This window comes from Flammeovirga sp. SJP92, assembly GCF_001583495.1.
Lineage (GTDB): Bacteria > Bacteroidota > Bacteroidia > Cytophagales > Flammeovirgaceae > Flammeovirga.
Genome location: NZ_LQAQ01000035.1, coordinates 1 through 20141, shown reverse-complemented (window position 1 = coordinate 20141; position 20141 = coordinate 1). Strand labels below are relative to the sequence as shown.

The following is a 20141-nucleotide window of genomic DNA, read 5'->3' as shown; positions in this document are numbered from 1 at the left end:
TTTGTAATTCCTGTAGAGAATATTTAAAAAAAAGACCTACACGACTTAATAAATACTCGGTAAGCTAAATTATCGTCAACTTTCACTCGGCATTTCTACAAGCTTTGAAGGTTCTACTTTCAAGCTTCCTTCTTCTTCATTTTTCCATTGATGAAAAACGAAGCAAAAAATCTAGGCCCTTCTTCTTCATTTTTCCATTGATGAAAAACGAAGCAAAAAATCTAGGCTTAGAAGTCAAAAGCTAAATTTCATTCCACTCGCCTCAATGATTTTAAACTCGCTTTACTCAAACAAGAAAATCATTTTTCACGGCTCAATTCATGAAATTCTTAACGCTTTTCCCTTCAATGTCAGGGGGAGTACTGCCAAACTATAATGGTAGAAAGCTCAATGACGTGAATGACGCTTACGTTTAACATTCGCACCAGTGGGGAGTGTATTTTTAATCTTAAAAAGATTATTGTATTTCGAAGATTCTTTACAAAATAAATCGTGGTAAATTCTAATAATTACATAAAATATGCACTATGTTTATTTTGAAGTACTTGAATGACCATCTTAGTTAAGTGTTTATAGATAATCATTATAAAATGTCACAATCGAAAGTGACTGAATAGCTCAGTTATTTGATGATTTTTTACTTTTTCCTCTGCACCACGCCTTCTCATCAACTATGTATTTCGTTAATAATTACATTTTATTCATTTATTTTTAATAATAAATCTATTTGTTTTTTGATTATCCCTTTAACTTTGCACCTGAAAACATTAATACATCATAATGAGTAATTCAAAAAGACTTTATATAGTCAGACACGGTCAGACGGCTTACAATACAAAAAGAATAGTACAAGGAAGAAAAATTGATGCAGATCTCAATGAGAACGGTCAAAAGCAAGCATCCCTTTTATTCGATGCTTACAAAAAATTTCCTTTCGACAAGCTGTATGTGACCTCATTAAAAAGAACTCATCAAACTGCAAAAGGATTTATTGATGCGGGCTTGGAGTATGAGATCATGCCGGAGTTTGATGAAATGAATTATGGAGATTATGAGGGGAATTCTATCGATGATCATACTATTGATGGTATGACAGTGCAAGGAATTTCAGATGAATGGGAAAAAGGCAACTTTGAGTGTTTTCCAAAGAATGGAGAACAATTAATGGACGTCTTGAGAAGAGAGGCTGAAGGGTTAGAGAAAATCATGCAAAACGAAAGCGAACGCAATGTGATGATTTGTATGCATAGCCGTTCGATTCGTGTTTTCTTATGTCTGCTATTGGACATGGATTTTGATCAAATGAAAAATTACGCACCTAAAAATACAGGTGTGACCACTATAGAATACAACGAGTACACCGGTGAATTTAAGTTGATTGAGTTTAATAATGTAGATCACTTAGGTGGAGATCCTGAATTGACTCATTTGCCTCAAAAACCAGGTGCAGAATTAGAAGCTGAAAAAAAAAACGCTGAAGATGACGAATTAGGTTTCCGTCGTTTTAAGTTGAATAAACAGCTTTATAATGCTTGTGATGACCAAGGATATTCTACGCCTACACCTATTCAGGAAAAAGCAATTCCTTTGGTATTGGCAGGGCATGATCTTTTTGGTATTGCACAAACAGGTACTGGTAAAACAGCCGCTTATCTTTTACCGCTTTTATTCAAAGCCAAATACGCTCAAGGCAATGATCCTAGGGTTTTGATTTTAGTGCCTACACGTGAACTTTCGATTCAAGTAGGAAAAGAGGTAGAGAAGTTAGGAAAATATACAGGACTTCGTCATGCTGTGGTTTACGGTGGTATTGGACCGAAAACACAAATTGAAGAAGTAGAAAAGGGAATTGATATTTTAATTGGTACTCCGGGTAGGGTCATGGACATTTACTCAAGAGGAAAATTAAAAACAAAGCAGATCAAATATATGGTCTTGGATGAAGCGGACCGTATTATGGATATGGGCTTTATGCCTCAAATCCGTCAAATGTTGGAGATCATTCCGCGTAAGCGTCAAAACTTATTGTTCTCTGCAACAATGCCAGATATTGTGGTTCGTTTGAGTGAAGAATTCTTGGAATTCCCAACGAGGGTAGAGATTACTCCTCAAGCTACAACTGCTGAAATGGTAGATCAGTACGTTTACGAAGTGCCAAACTTCAGAACTAAGCTCAACCTATTGGAATACCTTCTCAATGAAGATGATGAATTATCAAGAATTATCGTTTTCGTAAAGAAAAAAGATCACGCCAATGGTATTTTCAAATACTTGGAACGTAAGATTGAAGGAGAGGTGAGAGTGATCCATGCTAACAAAGGGCAGAACGCTAGAATCAATAGTATCGAAGCCTTTAAAGAAGGAAATGTACGTGTATTGGTAGCTACAGATGTTGCCGCTCGTGGACTAGATGTAAGTATGGTATCTCACGTGATCAATTTTGATGTACCAGTAATGTATGAAGATTATGTTCACAGAGTAGGTAGAACGGGTAGAGCCAATAATGAGGGGGTAGCTTTAACATTCTGTAACCAAGCGGAGAAATACCATTTGAAGAAAATTGAGCAGCTTATCAAGAAGGAGATTCCTGAGTTAGATCTTCCATTGGATATTGAAATTGCCGAAACGCCAAAAGATGAAGCGAAAGAAATGGCAATGGAGATTGACATCCAAAAGAGAAAAGAAGATCCAACTTTCAAAGGAGCCTTCCATGAGAAGAAAAAGAATAAAGATAAAGTGGATAAGAAGCGTAGGTTGAAAAATAAAGCTTCCATCGACAAACAAAGAGCTAGCGGTAAGGTAAGTGCTTACATTGGTTCTGGAAAAAAGAAGAAATAATAAAAAAGCCAACTCAATCACTGAGTTGGCTTTTTTAGTGCTTTAATCTTTATGCAGTAGGCTGAAACTTTGTAAATTTCAACTGCCCATCAAGCGATTTCTGTATAAAGTTTGTACGGCTACCATTCACAAGGTAAACCTCTATATTCTCATCAAAACAGATTTTAGCAGCACTAACTTTTGAAGTCATACCTCCAGTACCCAATCCGTTTTCCCTTTCCTCAATAAATTGCTTTATTTCTTCCAAGTCAGTGACAACAGGAATCAATTCAGCATCCTCATGAAGGTTAGGATTTTTTGTAAATAAACCGTCAATATCAGAAGCAATAATCAATTTGTCAGCCTTTACTAGAGAAGCTACCAATGCTGATAATTTATCATTATCTCCTAAAATCAATTCCTCTACTGCTACAGTGTCATTCTCATTAAAAATGGGAATAAAACCATGAGTAAGTAATTCATTTACAGTGTTGAGTGTGTTGGTTTTTGATTCGTTATTATCAAAGTCTTTATAGGTCATAAGACATTGAGCAACTTTTAAATCAAAATCACCAAACACTTCTGCGTAGATCTGCAATAACTTGGGTTGCCCTATCGCAGACAAGGCCTGCTTGGAGTGTACCATATTATTTTTCAATCCACTGATATTTATAAATTGTTTGGCCGTGGCAACTGCACCCGAAGAAACCAGAATGATATCATACTGATCTCTCAAAGCAAGTATCTGACGCCCAATGTTTTCAATTTTACCTCTGGAAATCATACTCGTTCCAGCAGTAAGGGTAGACGTCCCTATTTTTACCACTATTCTTGGTTTCATATTAACCTCTTGTTTGCCCGTTTCCTTTAATAAACCATTTGTTAGACACCAATTGTGCCAACCCAACAGGACCTCTGAAATGCAATTTTTGTGTACTGATCGCTATCTCAGCACCGAAACCAAACTGACCTCCATCTGTAAAACGAGAAGATGCATTATGATAAACAGCCGCACAGTCTACTTCATATTGGAAAAGTGTAGCACTTTCGTCATCAGAAGAAATAATCACTGCAGAGTGACCTCCAGAATATTCGTTGATAGTCGCAATTGCTTCTTCAATTCCGTTTGTGCTCACGAATAAAATTTTCTCAGAGAGGAATTCCTCTGGCATCAAACCTTCAACTTCTGCCTCTGTTACAGAAGCATCAAAAGAAGCAATTTTTTGATCACCATGAACATCCAATCCCAATGCCTTCGCCTTGCTTACCAGTCCTTTTACCTTTTCTTCCAACTGGGGAATATTCTCATTGAAAAGCACTTTATCAATAGCATTACAAACACTCAAACGGCTTTTACCATTAAGAATCACGTCTGAAGCCATTTCAAAATCAGCATTATCATGCACGTAAACAAAGTTGTTGCCACGCCCACTGATCATTAAAGGAACGGATGTAGTTTGTTTGATATAATTAATCAGGCCTTCACCACCTCTTGGAATGATAAGGTCTAATTTGTGTGTATTTTCAGCCAACAACTTTTGAGTTGTCTCGCGGTCAATATCAAGGTATTCCACGTAGTCTTCACTTACATCATTTTGTGCTAATGCTTTTTTCCAAAGTGCCACTAATTCTAAGTTAGACTGACGTGCCTCTTTTCCACCTTTCAATAAAATCTTGTTTCCTGATTTGAAAGCACTTACAGCAGCCTCAATTGTAACATCAGGACGAGATTCATAAATGATCAAGATTTTCCCAAAGGGGACCACTCTATTTTCCACTTTCATGCCATTGGGGTGATCATAAGAAGATAAAACCTTACCTTCGGGGTCTTCTAGACCAATTACTTCATGTACTGAAGCTACCATCCCTTGCACTTTTTTCTCATCCACTTTTAAGCGGTCAACAAGCGTGGGATCTAAATCGCCCGCCTTTTCAAGATCACTTTTATTGGCTTTAATGATCTCCGATGAATGATCAGCAATCAACGTTGCTAAATCATTAAGTACCGCATTTTTAGTTTGTGTTGAAAGTATCATAAAAATCTAATAGAGTGTTAGTGTTAAACCTCCACAATCGCTGTGGTATCTTTATTTTCTGCCATAATGCATGAAATTATAGATAAAAAGCAATATACGACGATAATTTTAATTGAATAGTAGAATGTGTGAGTTTTTTACAATGGATAGGATTATTCATTGATAATTTCATAATCAAAATGAAGTATTCTTAAAAGAAATTGCTGTAAACTAAGTTTCGATATCTATTCTCTTTTGTAATCAGGAGATTTCTGATGATTTATAGAACAAGGATGATGCTTACGCTTAACATTCACGACAGTGGTATTTTTACTCTTCTTATTTGGTAGTGCTCTCCCGGCATTGAAGGGAAAAGCGTTAAGAATTTCATGTATTGAGCCGTTAAAAATGATTTTCCTGTTTGAGCATCTCAAAACGACGTAGTTTTGATCGAGTTTAAAATCATTTAGGCGAGAGGAATGGAATTTAGCTTTTGACTTCAAAGCCTAGATTTTTTGCTTCGTTTTTCATCAATGGAAAAATGAAGAAGAAGGAAGTTTGAAAGTAGACCATTGAAAGTTTTTGGAAATGTCGATTGAAAGTGGATGAAAACTTAGTTAGTCTAGTAAATATTGGACATAGATGTAGCTCAAACAATGAAGAAATCTTTGTTATCTGTAATTCCTAATAATACTTAAGAATCAATAATTGTAGTATCAACACATTGTTTTTCATTATATACAGGAATATCTTGCAAGAAATTGCTTGTTTGTGCATGTTTTTGCAATTTTAAGAACCACTATACAGTTTACTTAAGAAATGAAAAAAATTACTACCACAATCTCAATTCTAATGCTCTTCCTTCTTGCAATGGGTTGCAAAGAGGAAAAGAAAATAGTAGAAGAGAAAAAAATAAAACCAATTAATTACGTTGACCCATTTATTGGTACAGGCGGAATTGTGCATACATTTCCGGGTGCTACCACACCTTTCTCTATGATTCAATTGAGTCCAGATACAGATACCAAGGGCTGGAATCACTGTGCGGGCTATCATTATGACGATAACAATATTAAAGGATTCAGTCATACTCACTTAAGTGGTACGGGCTGGTCAGATTTAGGAGATATATTATTAATGCCAACGGTGGGCGAATTACAATTAGAGTCAGGTTCTATTGAGAATCCTGATGAAGGTTGGAGAAGCCGTTTTTCTCATGATAAAGAGAATGCTGAACCAGGATATTATCAAGTGTATTTACAAGATTATGATATTGATGTTCAGTTGACTGCAGGAAAGCGAGTAGGTTTTCATAAATACACTTTCCCTGAGACAGATCAAGCCAATATTATTTTCGATCCTACAAGCATCATCTTTGGTCAAGTTTTAAAAACAGAAATTCAATCAGAAAGCAACGAAGAAGTTTCTGGTGTTTGTTTAAGTAATGGTTGGGGTGGTAAAAGAAATGTATATTTCGTTGCGGAGTTCTCCAAACCTTATGAGACTTTTAAGGTCACAAAAAACGGTAAGTTCACAGATAAACCGACAGCTTCAGGTAAAGATGTAAAGGGTTTTGCCACTTTTAAAACAAGAAAAGGAGAAGCAGTTGAGGTAAAAGTAGGTATTTCAGCAGTAAGCTTAGAAGGTGCTAGAAAGAATTTGAATTCTGAAAGAGGAATGAACTTCTCAGTTGCATTAGACAATGCTCAGAAGGAGTGGTCAAATGTGTTGAATAAATTTGACATTGAAGGTGGTACTGAAGAGCAAAAGAAAATTTTCTATACAGGTGTTTATCATAATTTTATTGCCCCTAACTTATCAATGGACGTAGATGGAAAGTACATTGCCTTAGGAAAAGAACTGAAGGCAGAAAACTTTATCAACTACTCTTCTTTCTCTACTTGGGATACTTTCAGAGCTACAAAACCTTTGATTAGTTTCTTAGAAACAAGAATGTCTGAGGAGTTTTCTAAATCATTGATTTCAAGATATACAGATGCAAAAGAACATTTACCACTTTGGGAACTTTGTGGCATCGATAACACTTGTATGATTGGCTATCCTTCTGTACCTGTGATTTATGATGCCATGCAAAAGGGTGCCAAAATTGATAAAGAAGAGGCTTTTGCTGCGATGGATGATATTGCTCATTTCAATAAAGTATCTAGTTCTGATGGAGATGGAGGATTGAATGAGTATATCAAATTAGGGTATGTGCCGGCAGAAATCCCTAAAAACATCTCGAAAACATTAGAGTATGCCTATGAAGATTGGGTGATCGCTCAAGTGGCGAAAGAACTTGGTAAAGATAAAGAATACGAGTATTACATGAAACGTGCTCAGAACTATAAAAATGTTTTCAATAAAGAAAGAAACATGTTCTGGCCAAGAAAAGCCAATGGCGAATGGTTCGGTGATATCGTTATGGACGAATGGGAACCATTGCAAGAGCATTGGATTTCAGGTAATAAGTGGGCGTATGATTACTTCGTGCCTCATGCCTTAAATGATTTTATTGAAATGAAAGGTGGAAGAGAAGCCTTTGGAAAAGAGTTGGATCATTTATTCAGCACAGAGTTAAATATGAAAGGAGAGGAGCACGTGGACATCTCTGGTTTTGTGGGTGGATATGCTCATGGTGATGAACCAGGACACGCCAATCCTTATTTATACAATTACATTGGTGAAGCTTGGAAAACACAAGCAATGGTGAGAAGATTGATGGGAGAAATGTATTCTGATAAGCCAGATGGTATGATCAACAATGAGGATTGTGGTCAGATGTCGGCTTGGTATATTTTCTCTTCAATGGGCTTCTACCCTGCATGTCCAGGATCACAAGAGTACATTATTGGTTCGCCAATTTTTGATAAAGTAACCATGCGTTTGGCCAACGGAAAGTCATTTACAGTAGTGGCTAAAAACCAATCGGCAGAAAATATGTACGTTCAATCATTACATTTAAATGGTGAGCCTTTATCAAAATCATTTATCACACAAGCACAAATTGAACAAGGTGGTATCCTTACTTTCGAGATGGGACCTCAACCTAATAAATCATTTGGAACAGCCTTAGAAGATCAGCCTTTATCTACTTTAAAATAAAATGCTGAGAGCTGTTTATCGGTTTAGCGCTTGAAACATTAAAAATACACCTCTGTTTCAAGTGTTAAGCAAAAGCGTCACTTGGAACTGTTTATTGGCGAAGTCTCCTGACTTCGAAAGCGCTTGAAACATTAAAAATACACCTCTGTTTCAAGTGTTAAGCAAAAGCGTCACTTGGAACTGTTTATTGGCGAAGTCTCCTGACTTCGAATATTGATAACACATTTTTTATTCATTTCGAAGTCGGGAGACTTCGCCAATATATTATCACAAGTGACGCCTATCGGCTTAACACTTGCGATATTAAAGAATTACATTAAATAAGACATTAGATCAACTGCACAATATATATCATATGAAATTATTCAATTACTTATCATTCTTACTAATCTTTCCCCTCTTGTACTCATGTACACCGAAAGAGGAAAAACCACAATTAGAAGATTTCACAAAATATGTGAGCACACAAGTAGGTTCACTATCCGATTTTAGATTATCTACAGGTAACACCTATCCGGCAGTAGCTACACCATTTGGTATGAACTTCTGGACGCCTCAAACCAATGAAAATGGTGATGGTTGGGCGTATATGTACCAAAAAGATAGCATTAACGGTATCAAACAAACCCATCAGCCAAGTCCTTGGATCAATGATTATGCTGCATTTTCAATATTCCCAATGACAGGTGAGGTGAAGTTTAAAGAGAAAGAGCGTCAATCGAAATATTCTCATGATACTGAAATTGCCAAACCACATTATTACAGTGTGAATTTGGATACGTACAAAACGAAAGCGGAAGTTGCTCCAACAACGCGTGGTGCCATTTTCCAATTCACTTTCCCTGAAACAAAAGATGCCATTGTATTAATAGATGCGTATCATAAAGGTTCTTCAGTGAAAATTATTCCAGGTGAAAACAAAATTGTTGGTTACGTAAAAAACAACAGTGGTGGAGTGCCTGATAACTTTGCAAATTACTTTGTGATTGAATTTGACAAGCCTTTCACAACTCAAGGAACTTGGGACGGTAAGAGTGCTTCAGAAGCATTGGAAGTCAAAGCGGAAAGAACAGCGGGTTATGTGAAATTTGCCACTAAAGCAGGTGAGGTAATCACAGCGAAAGTAGCTTCATCATTTATCTCTTCTGAGCAAGCTCAAATCAACTTGGACAGAGAGGTAGGAGCGAAGACTTTTGCTCAAGTAAAAGACGAAGCACAATACGAGTGGAATACAGAATTTAATCGTTTGAAAGTAAAAGGTGGATCAGAGAGAAGCATGCAAAACTTCTATACATCAATGTACCGTACTTTACTTTTCCCTCGTAAGTTTTACGAATACGACAAAGACAATAAATTGGTACACTACTCACCTTACAACGGAGAAGTATTGCCAGGTTATATGTTTACAGATAATGGATTCTGGGATACATTTAGAGCCGTTTTCCCATTCTTCACAGTAATGTACCCAGAGTTGAACAGCCACATCATGCAAGGTTTGGTGAACACTTACAACGAAAGTGGATGGTTGCCAGAGTGGGCATCGCCAGGTCACAGAGATTGTATGATCGGTTCAAACTCAGCTTCATTGATTGCTGATTCTTACTTAAAAGGTATCAGAGGATACGACATCAATACATTATACGCTGCCATTATCAAAAACTCTAAAAACCACGGACCACTAGGTTCAGTAGGTCGTATGGGTGTAGATTATTACAACAACTTAGGTTATATCCCTTACGATGTTGGCATTCACGAAAACACAGCTCGTACATTAGAGTACGCTTACGCTGACTTCACAATCATGAAATTAGCGGAAGAGTTAGGAAGACCTCAAGAAGAGATCGACTTATTCGCGAAAAGAGCACAGAACTACAAAAACGTATTTGATCCATCGACCAACTTTATGAGAGCAAAAATGAAGGACGGTTCATGGCAAACACCTTTCATTCCTGAAGCATGGGGTGGAGCATTTACAGAAGGTTCATCATGGCACTACACGTGGTCAGTATTCCATGATCCTGCAGGTTTAGGAGACTTAATGGGAGGTCAAGAAGCATTCGCGGCTAAAATTGACTCGATCTTCTCAACTCCATCAATTGCCAATCACGACTACTACGGTTTTGAGATTCACGAAATCACAGAAATGAAAGTAGCTGATCAGAAATACGGAACAGGTCAATACGCTCACGGTAACCAGCCTATCCAACATGGTATTTACCTTTACAACTACGCTGGTCAACCTTGGAAAGCGCAAAAATGGGTACGTAAAGTATTAAAAGACCTTTACAGCCCAACACCTGACGGACTGTGCGGTGATGAAGACAACGGTCAAACTTCAGCTTGGTATGTATTCTCAGCATTGGGAATGTATCCAGTAGCACCAGGTACAAGCGAGTACGTAATCGGTTCACCTGAGTTTGGTGAAGCTGAAATGCAATTGGAAAACGGCAAGTCTTTCAAAGTAATTGCGAACAACAATTCAGAAGAAAACGTGTACATCCAATCGGCAACATTAAACGGTCAACCTTTCAACAAAACATTCTTAACACATGAGCAAATCATGGCCGGTGGAGAGATTGTATTTGAAATGGGAGCAACACCAAACAAATCATGGGGTACTGCTGCTGACAGTGCACCATACTCTATGTCGAGAGAAAAAAGATAAGTAGTAGGATAGGCGAAAAGGTAATCTAAAATATCCCTTTTCTTCTGTCACAGTACTTAACATTTATATATAGCTTTTGTAACCCCTTGGGAAGTGCCTTTGGTATCTTTTCAAGGGGTTTTTAGTTTAAAGTAATTAATTGCTATGATGAAAGCTATGGCCTTTTGGGGGATAATTCTTCTAATTTAAATTTCAGAAAGAAAGTTAGATCCATTGTTCATTTCCAAACACAAAATTCAAGTAGGGTTGTTGCACTACTACGCCGTCTGCTTGAACTACTATCTCCCCACGATTAAAATCACGGGCTTTGTGGTGATTTCTAGGAGAAATAGGTTTTCCTTTTAATTCCAGAGATTCACCAAACAATCGTTGAAAATAAACCAAGAGATAGGTAGGAGCATCCCAAAACTCATAATTTCAATTATGGGTCTACGAATGAGAACAAAAAACATCATAAATGGTTTGATTCTTGATCTATTCGTATTACATTGAAAGAGCTTAACGAAATTATAAAACTGACTGTTTAACAAATCTCATGAAAAACCTTCAACTTTATCATAGAAAAGTCATCCAACGTCTTATTGAAGATAAAAGATTTACCGTAGCAGAAATTGCGGAAGGTTTAGAAGTATCCCCGTCTACGATTTACCGTGAGTTAAAAAGAAATACCAATCCAAAAACCAAGAAGTATGAAGCCGAGTACGCTCATAAATTATTTTTAGCAAGAAAGAAATATGCCGGTTCCAAAAAGAAAAATCCATTCAGGCATCACCCAAGAAGAAAAAACGATTACCAACTCTACGCCCAAAGACGATGGATCTACTGGTATTCTGATCAGTATTATAAACTAAAATTACCCAATAAGTGGAAAGACGACTTCCATGTTCCCAAAAGGTATGCTTACCGCCTTGGTAAAAAGTATTTCAATCACAACAACGATTGGGAATACTACGACCTTTGGATGGAACATCTCCAACTCCTTAGAACACAGCAATCACAAGCCACTACTAAGTATTATTGGATGCGTGAACTGATCAAAGATCACCCACAATTCAAACTCTGGAAGAACCCAACCGTTCTGAAATGGAAGACCTACGTCTAATCCATTCATTTTTCATACAAATTCATCTCAACTCACCTATTTCCACTTACTTCACTCCACAATTTTTCACAAGACTCCCTCTTCAGGGATTTTTTTATGCCCAAATTTCCCGAGGTCACACCAAAAATCAACAATTATTTGAACTTGAAAAGATAATTTGCATTTGCTCACGAATTGATTTGGAAAAAATATTTTTTGAATGCAATCAATTCAAGAAAAACTTTTTAAATGGACAAGTCTAAGCTATGAGTAACCTATTTTATATTTTTCCAGGCGTCGAAAGAATATTTTTTCATGTAATCTTGATAAGTGACAATAAGAAGTTTTTTGATTCCATTCTCTTTTATTGGAGTATAGCCAATGTCGAAAATAAAGAGATAAATATTTTTTGATGATTTAAAAATAGTAGTAAAGTAATTGTAGTTGAAACCCATCTCATCAAAAGAAGATTTTCTGATAACTGTCTTACCTTCTTTATAAAATGATTTTATAATCTGGTAATTTTGATAGACCATTTTCTCATGGTAGATCTTTTGCTTATACTTTATTTGATTGTTTTTATTATGAAAGGAAGATTTACATTCTTGAGAACAAAACTTTTTGTCTCTTCTTCCAAATTGGATAGGCTTATTACATTCAAGGCATAACTTCTCATTTGTAGATAGCATATTAAAATCGTTAAGTCAGTTTTTTTATTAGATTAAGTGTATAAAAACGTTTATAGACGTTTAAAATACGGATAAATGTAAGTCATTTTGAAAAATTGCCAAAGAACAACCTTTTTAATTTTTCAAAATGACAAAAAGTGAAACATATATACGATTATATCCAATAAAGATTAGCAATAAGAAGTTTATAAGAATAACTTTTCCAATGACTGATGGGATTAAGAAATTAATAAAAACACTTCCTAATGTAAAATGGAGCCAAGAATTAGAATGTGTTTATATACCAGAGGGCTATAAAAGTATTCAAGCTGTATTCACCACTTTTAAAGGAATTGCTTGGGTAGATACGAAAGCCGTGTTTCAAAGCAATAATAAAGAAGCACTGACCCAAGAAGAAGAAGGAAGCTATGAATTATTATATAAGAAAATTCAACAACAATACCCTAAACATAAAGCGATGCACCTAAATGCGTTAGTTAAAAAACTAGAGCTTTATAGATATGCCTTAAATACAGCAACTACCTATGCAAGTATGTTGCATAGATATCTAGAATACCTAGATCAAAAAGGTTATAAAGATATAAGAAGTATTGAGGAAGGACAGCAGTCTAAAACACTTTTAGAACAGTTTTTATTTCATTTAGTATCAGTAGAGAAAAGGTCAGATTCTTATCAAAACCAAGCCTTGAATGCCGTAAAGTTCTATTTAGAAAAGGTATTGGAAAGAGATTATTGCTACTATAATGTGCAACGTCCAAGGAAAAAGGACAAACTTCCAGTGGTTTTAAGTACTGAAGAAATAAAATCAATTTTTTCAAACATCAAAAACCTAAAGCATAAAGCCATATTGATGACTATTTATTCAGCGGGTTTAAGAATAGGAGAATTAATTGATTTAGAAATAAAAGATGTCGATTCAAAGAGAATGTTGATCAGAATAGTTGAGGGGAAAGGCAATAAAGATAGAAATACAATCCTGTCAGAGAAAAATCTACAAATTTTAAGAGCGTATTTTAAAGTTTACCGACCCAAAAAATATCTTTTTGAAGGTGAAAAAGAAGGGAGGAAATATAGTAGAACTTCAGTTGCAAAAATCTTAAAAAGAGCAGTTTCAAAATCAAAAATTCAAAAAAGAGTTACAATACACACACTTCGTCATACTTTTGCAACTCATTTATTAGAGAATGGTGTAGATCTAAGATATATACAATCCCTTTTAGGTCATAATTCTGCAATGACCACACAGATATATACTCATGTGAGCACTAAAGTGGTAAGTGAAATAAAAAGTCCTCTTGATAATTTGTAATATATATTAGAATTGTAATGCTAAGGATTTGAATATTTAAAGTTGTTTGCTACCTTAATGGAAGTAAACTATTTTACTAATGGATAAACGCCATGGTGTATTAAAAAATATAATGTGACATAATGGTGTTTATCAAATGTTAGCGGTTATAGCTATAACAAACAAACTACCAATTTATGAAAGAAATAATAGAAAGAATTGAGCTTTATGAAAAAAAATCTGAGCATGATATAGCAACTGAATTTCGAGAATTCTTACCAAAAGAAGGAGAAGATATCCCATTGGAATTAAAAGCAGAAATAATGGCATTTAATTTTGTTGAAAATTATCCTAATAAAGATACAGGCTGGGATACATATTTTGGACCTATGGTTGTATATCCAAATGGAGATGAATACCCTTCAATTAAGCATCTAACACCTGAAATACTAGATTATTGGAGTAAAAGGATTAAAGAAACTAAAAATCCTTTAATTCAAGCACGATATAATGGTTTAATATGGGACTTTTCAAAACTCATATTAGGTAAGAAACCTGATTATAATATTGGATTACAATATATTACAAATTTACTTGATACGGTTGAAAGAAGAATTTGTAATCATAATATTGAATTAAAAACCAAAATAAAAAGAGCATTACAATTATCAATAAGTCTCAATTCTGAAGAATTAATTGAAAGAGCAAAACATGTTACTCTTAATTTGGAAGATGAAATTGGAGTTAATGATAAAGCAGGTTTGTGGGGTTTCTCTTTTGATATGTTAATTGAAGAAAAAAAAATATCACTGACAGGAGATGAGGAAAACAGAATTATTAATACTTTAGAAAAAAGGTTTAATGAATTAACCTCAGAAAATGAATTAAATCCTTGGAATGCAGAAGCTTCAGCTAAAAGATTGGCTACGTATTACAGAAAAAAAGGTGAGAATGATAAAGTTAAAGAACTTATCCTGCGATTAGGAAAGTCATATGAGGCATATGAAAAGAATGGTAATGCCATGCAAATATCTTCATGGCTACAACACATTCATAAGATTTACCTTAATTATGGCTTAAATGAGGAAGCTAATGAAGTTTTAGTAAGATTAAGAGAGTTAGGTCCTAAGGTAAATGAAGAATTGAAACCTGTAAGCTCATCTTTTGAAATCCCTAAAGATGAACTTGAAGACTTTGTGAATTTTTTTATTGAAGATGATAAGAATCTAATATTTCATAAAATTCTTCAAAATTTTTTACCAAAGAAAGATGAAGTTAAAGAAAGAGTGTTTGAATTAGCAAAAGTATCTCCATTAACATTCTTAATACCAACTAATATACAAGATTATAAAGGAAGGGTTGTAGCTACCATAGGCTCTATAGAAGATGATATTGATGGTAATATAATACATCAGTTATCACAAAATTTGTCTTTTCAATCAATCTTTTTAAGAAATGTTTTTTCTAGGATAATCAGTGATAAAATATTAAATACAAATGATTTTATTAGTTTTCTTGAGAATTCAGTTGTTTTTGAAGAAAGTAGATTAACCATAATTAAACGAGGAATTCAGGCATATTTCGAAGATGATTTAATTGTCGCTGTCCATATATTAATTCCTCAAATAGAAGAAGCAATACGTAATCTAGTCGAATTATTAGGTGGTGTAGTATTAAAGAAGAGTAGAGGTGGAGGATTTCAGTTGAAAACTTTTGATGATATCTTAAGAAATGAAATTATTAAAGAAATTTTAGGAGAAGATACTCAATTATATCTAAGAGTTCTTTTTACAGATCAGCGTGGTTGGAATTTAAGAAATAATGTTTGTCATGGCATGAGTGAAATTGGGACATTTTCATATCAATCAGTTGAAAGAATTCTTCATGTATTAATTATCTTAGGTACAATAGTAAGAAAAGAGGAAACAACAAACCGCTAACATCAGCTAACCTCCATCCATCGGGTGACACACCCGCTGGTCGTAGTTTAGCCATTACGTTGTGGTTAATAATTGTACTACCAACTTCCAAAAAATGACTGAACAAAAACCTAAAATAGTACTCTTATTCATTGGATTTATATTTCTAAATAATTTTGGTTGTACTAAAATTGATAGCTTTAATGAATCTCAAAAAACAATTGATCGTGGTTTAATTTCTATTGAATCAAAAGAGATTATTGACAGCTCAGGACTATTTGACAAGATCAGGAGTATATACTTATCAAGAGCTCAAGAAAAGAATAATATTACTTTCAAATATGAATGGACTGATTCAGGTTATAGTAAATATGAATTTAATTCTAGTTCAAACAATTTAGTTTCAACTTTTTATATAAATGACACAATAGAAAATGTAAAACAATTAACCTATGAAAATGAGGTAAATCTAGAATTTGATAATGAATCAATCTTAATTAAGAAATATCACTTATTAAAAACGAAAACAATCTGTTTAGACTACTGTATTGACACAATAGAAACAGTTTACTTTAGTCCTAGGTTGGGAGTTTTGAAAAAATATTCTGGTAGTAGTAATTTTAAAGATGTAATAATTGAAAGTTTTCTAATTAAAAAACAGACACTCTCTAATTTTCAAAATTTGCTCAAAAGTAATTTGGCATTTCATCCCGATGAAATTAAAGAAGCTAGCAGAAGAAAATTGAAACCTCCAACAATTATAGTTTTTGATGAGGATGAAAAAAATGATGAAATTGAAATGCCAATTGAAATTTTAGAGTAATTTTACTAACCACAACAGTAGCTAATCTCCATCCATCGGGTGACGCACCCGCTGGTCGTAGTTTAGCCATTACGTTGGTGTGCCACGATGCTGTGGCTTTCCAGTAGGTGCAAATCCTACCTAAGTAATTTACTGTTCACTTAGAAGAGTTACTGACAGTGATCGCCGTGAGGTGGATAGCTGAAGCTCAGTTATCTCAAATAACCAAGCCGTAATACGCAAGTGTGAACCCATAGTAGCTTCGAAAAGGCAGGCGTAGATGGGAGAGTTTTGACGGTCTCGAACCCTGTTACATTGTATGAATAAACAGTAACATGAAGTGCAATGATCTACCGGAGTCATAGGGATGGCGTGGTTATAGATGGAAAGTGATGGAACGTGGGAGATCTGTTATTTCAAAGGTTGGCCACCTTAAACAAGCTGATATAAGTATAGCGAAATTCAGCCTGGTAATAACAGAAGTCGGAGGAGCTCATAGTACTGTCTGATTCTAAGGACAACATAACCTTGGATTAGGGAAGGGGCTCTACTTTGGATATGTAGATATAGCACTGTAATACTCGGTACTGGCTTAGTCCTATCGGCCGAATAAAATGTATTGATGGTTATGCTACTATATGTTTGTATAAGTAAGAAAAGAAAATAAGGTGTTTAAATTAGCTACTTAAGTATTAATCTTATTGGGTAGATTCTTATGAATATCAAACAAAGAAATCCATCGGTAAGCCGTATGAGGGAAAACTTCACGTACGGTTTGATGAAGGGGGTTCTGATAGTTTTCTCAAAATGATTACATTTATAATTATTTAAACAGAGAGAGCTATCAGGCTCTACTCTACGCAACCATTAAAAAATGAAATCTAGATATATTGGAACAATTGTAGGACTTGGATTTTCAATTCCAGGACTTTTGACATTAGTAAGTGTTGACATGATGGTTTTCATGTTCATTCCTATGCTCTGCTTCTTACCAATTGCTCTTCCATTAGAATTGCTTGGAAGTGGACTTTTTGACGATTATGCAATGACCGCTCTTTTAATTCTATTTGGACTGACAATCGCATTCGGACTTTCCTCTTACTATTTCTTTAAGCACCTAATCAAAGACAGACAAGAGAGCAGAACCCTGAATATGATTCGATTTTGGAGCTATTTTGGACTTCAACTGATAATAATCCACCCATTGATTTTCTACATATGGGCTTTCGAAAATTCAGGAAGTTCAGGAGACGGACAATTCATATTTGGAGCGTTTGAAACATTCCCATTAAGTAGTGGACTCTTTTTGATTCTTGGAATAGTAGTTGACTATGTGAAAAATAAAAAAACGGTTGCCAATAATTAGGGCTTAGTTTGGTCTTCAGACCCAAAAATTAAGCCCTAGTTGAATAAAGGCGGTGTGGTTCTCTTGCATTTAGCTGTATGGAAGTTAGGAAGGACTTTTCGATTACTCGGAAAGTCTTTTTTTTGTTGAGAACTTTTTTATAGATCACTTCCTCCCTCATTTTTTAACTTAAAGCACAAGTGTCAACTACAAAATTAAGCTTGAAAAGCTTGATTTCGGAAAGTGTAGGGTGTACTATATCAGGCTTATTTTTATAAGCAAAAAAATGAGAGGGTCAGTTTCTAATTGAGATTGCGTTCTACTTCCGTTTCCTTATTTGGAGGGGCTCTTTGTGAGGCGAACCGTGGCATAATGACCATCGACCTTTCTCCACAGCAAGGGCAGATCAATGGATCATACCCCAGTTTTTCCCTTGAAAGTTTGATCCAGTCCCATTCTACCTTTTTGGGTGTTTTCTGGCCGATAGACTTTCTAATTTTCTCTATTTTGACCTTTTTGATGGCTCCGTTGTAAAATCCAAAATGTCTGATCCTCCTAAAACCCTTTGGAAGTAGATGCATGCTGTATCTTTTGATAAAATCTACATCCGAGAGCGTCATCTCTTTTTTCTTTGCACCAGTTCTATAATCCTTATAAGAGAAGGTAACTTTTCCTTGTGAGTAGTCCAATAACCGGTGGTTTGAGATGGCAGTTTTGTGCGTGTACCTACCAAGATATTCGATGATCTGTTTTGCTCCTCCAAAAGGCCTTTTGGCATAAACTACCCATTCTTTTTCAAAACAACTTTTCGCAGTGCTTTGGTCAAAATACGCTTTTGATGTCTCATTCTTTCTTATCTGATCTACAAGTTTTGCTCTGAACATTTTTGCTAATGCCTTTGCTGAGAAAAGGTACTTTCCCGTTTTGTCACTGCCCTTCCAATGTTTACCATTGCAAAGTGCACCTCCCGGAATAATGCAATGTAGATGGGGATGCAGACTCAAATTTTGTCCCCAAGTATGAAGTACTGCTATCATTCCCATTTCCCCCATTAAACTTTTGATTCCGAATGTTTTGACTGTTTCCCAAACGGTTTTGAAAAGCAGGTTATACATCAATTCAGGCTCATGCAGAAAGAGGTCATTTAATTTATGAGGCACTGTAAATACAGTATGAAAATAGGGGACGTCTAGCACTTCCTCCTCCCGTTTTGCGATCCATTTTTCTCTATAAGTTGCCTGACATTTCGGGCAGTTTCTATTTCTGCAACTGTTGTATGAAATTCTTACTTCACTGCACTTTTCACAGTAGTCGATATGCCTTCCGAGTTTAGCCGTCCTACAAAGTGTCATCGCATGCAGGTCGAATTTTTGTCTGCTGAGAAAATGAGTAGAAGTCCTCCAAAACTGTTGCCGACTGATAATGTGACTGATCTCAACTTTTGGCTTCATAGATCTTGTCGAAAGGCGAGAAGGAATTGGATTTTTTGACGGTTGTAAGATTGATATACTCCAAGGTGGTTTGAAGCGATTCATGCCCGAGCAGTTCCTTTAATGTAAAAGGGTCCATCCCCATTTCGACGCAGTGTGTAGCGTAAGTGTGCCTTAAGGTATGTGTTGTGACTTTTTTGTTAATCTTCGCCGCCTTCACTGTCTGCTTGAGCATTCTTCCAATTGAGGTTGTCGCAATATGTTTTTGAGATCCGTATCCTTGGAAAAGCCATATATTTGGATTTTCAGTTTCAAGATATTTCTTAATGCCTACTTTCATATTTTCAGCAAGAGGCACCACTCTGTTTTTGGCATATTTGGTATCTCTGACATAGATCGTCATTCTTTGTAAATCGATGTCAGAGATTTTAAGCTGAGCGACCTCTCTTATTCTTAATCCCGCCGAGTAAATCAAAGCAAACATCACCCTGTACTTCAATAAGTCAGGTATTTTAAAGAGGATTTTACATTCCTCGACTGACAAGATATCAGGAATCGCTTTTTTCTTTCTTAATACAGGAAGCTTGATGTTTTTCTCTTCTCTTCCAGAGTATTTAAAAATGTATCTCAGTGCATAGACATAGTGCTTGAAAGCAGTATAAGAAGTTTGCTTTTTTTCTTTGAGCTGAAGTAGATAATCATTAATTTCATCATCGGAAAGTTCAAGAGGAGTCTTGTTAAAATGCAAAGCAATTTTAGCAATAGACTTGATGTAGTTATCAAAAGTAGACTTCGACTTTCCACTTAGAGACATGTTACGATATACTTCGTTATACATCTCTTTAAAACCAGGAACATTAAAGGCTCTGTCTAGTATAGTACCTATTTTTTTTTCATCTTATGAAATTTAAGGTGTTATAAAATTTATTAAGATGTAAAATTAAGAATTTGAAGGCTTTAGCTAGCGGAGCTTTTGTTCAACAAT

The 20141-nt window shown here is 35.3% G+C and carries 13 protein-coding genes; 8 read left to right on the top strand and 5 right to left on the bottom strand.

Annotated elements, in window-relative coordinates:
• Positions 1-780: 780 nt before the first annotated feature.
• On the top strand, positions 781-2838 hold the full coding sequence (locus AVL50_RS33815) for a DEAD/DEAH box helicase (protein ID WP_063850626.1): 2058 nt from the start codon (positions 781-783) through the stop codon (positions 2836-2838).
• Positions 2839-2887: 49 nt separating this feature from the next.
• On the opposite strand, the gene proB is transcribed toward AVL50_RS33815, so the two are convergent.
• Positions 2888-3658 carry a glutamate 5-kinase gene (gene proB, locus AVL50_RS08645; RefSeq protein WP_062616095.1) on the bottom strand — a complete coding sequence of 257 codons (771 nt, stop codon included), beginning with the start codon at positions 3656-3658 and terminating at the stop codon, positions 2888-2890.
• A 1-nt stretch (position 3659) separates the two neighbouring features.
• Positions 3660-4853: a glutamate-5-semialdehyde dehydrogenase gene (locus AVL50_RS08640; protein WP_062616094.1), complete on the bottom strand. Its 1194-nt coding sequence runs from the start codon at positions 4851-4853 to the stop codon at positions 3660-3662.
• Positions 4854-5651: 798 nt separating this feature from the next.
• Between AVL50_RS08640 and AVL50_RS08635 the strand changes: the two genes are divergently transcribed.
• The 3 genes from AVL50_RS08635 (at position 5652) to AVL50_RS08625 (ending at position 11704) form a co-directional block, all read left to right on the top strand.
• A complete protein-coding gene (locus AVL50_RS08635; RefSeq protein ID WP_063850623.1) occupies positions 5652-7937 on the top strand; it encodes a GH92 family glycosyl hydrolase in 2286 nt (761 codons plus the stop codon).
• Positions 7938-8292: 355 nt separating this feature from the next.
• Positions 8293-10602 carry a GH92 family glycosyl hydrolase gene (locus tag AVL50_RS08630; RefSeq protein WP_062616093.1) on the top strand — a complete coding sequence of 770 codons (2310 nt, stop codon included), beginning with the start codon at positions 8293-8295 and terminating at the stop codon, positions 10600-10602.
• Between the two features lie 535 nt (positions 10603-11137).
• Positions 11138-11704 (top strand): helix-turn-helix domain-containing protein, encoded by a 567-nt coding sequence (locus tag AVL50_RS08625; RefSeq protein ID WP_062616092.1) that lies wholly within the window; start codon positions 11138-11140, stop codon positions 11702-11704.
• 254 nt (positions 11705-11958) lie between these two features.
• Here AVL50_RS08625 and AVL50_RS08620 read toward each other — a convergent pair whose 3' ends face one another.
• Positions 11959-12372 carry a DUF2116 family Zn-ribbon domain-containing protein gene (locus AVL50_RS08620; protein WP_062616091.1) on the bottom strand — a complete coding sequence of 138 codons (414 nt, stop codon included), beginning with the start codon at positions 12370-12372 and terminating at the stop codon, positions 11959-11961.
• A 205-nt stretch (positions 12373-12577) separates the two neighbouring features.
• On the opposite strand from AVL50_RS08620, the gene AVL50_RS08615 reads away from it, so the two are divergent.
• From AVL50_RS08615 to AVL50_RS08600, 4 genes are all read left to right on the top strand, one after another.
• A complete protein-coding gene (locus AVL50_RS08615; RefSeq protein WP_062616090.1) occupies positions 12578-13681 on the top strand; it encodes a tyrosine-type recombinase/integrase in 1104 nt (367 codons plus the stop codon).
• Positions 13682-13857: 176 nt separating this feature from the next.
• Entirely contained in the window at positions 13858-15600 is a 1743-nt protein-coding gene (locus tag AVL50_RS08610) for a DUF4209 domain-containing protein (RefSeq protein ID WP_062616089.1), read from the top strand.
• 94 nt (positions 15601-15694) lie between these two features.
• Positions 15695-16402: a hypothetical protein gene (locus tag AVL50_RS08605; protein WP_062616088.1), complete on the top strand. Its 708-nt coding sequence runs from the start codon at positions 15695-15697 to the stop codon at positions 16400-16402.
• Positions 16403-17255: 853 nt separating this feature from the next.
• Positions 17256-17747, top strand: a complete 492-nt coding sequence (locus tag AVL50_RS08600) for a hypothetical protein (RefSeq protein ID WP_062616087.1) — start codon at positions 17256-17258, stop codon at positions 17745-17747.
• Positions 17748-18028: 281 nt separating this feature from the next.
• On the opposite strand, the gene AVL50_RS08595 is transcribed toward AVL50_RS08600, so the two are convergent.
• Together AVL50_RS08595 and AVL50_RS08590 are read right to left on the bottom strand one after the other, a co-directional pair.
• Positions 18029-19177, bottom strand: coding sequence for an IS91 family transposase (locus AVL50_RS08595; RefSeq protein WP_062616086.1), 1149 nt, complete (start codon positions 19175-19177; stop codon positions 18029-18031).
• On the bottom strand, positions 19161-19994 hold the full coding sequence (locus AVL50_RS08590; RefSeq protein ID WP_082795725.1) for a tyrosine-type recombinase/integrase: 834 nt from the start codon (positions 19992-19994) through the stop codon (positions 19161-19163). Before AVL50_RS08590 ends, AVL50_RS08595 begins: the two co-directional genes overlap by 17 nt.
• Positions 19995-20141: the final 147 nt, after the last annotated feature.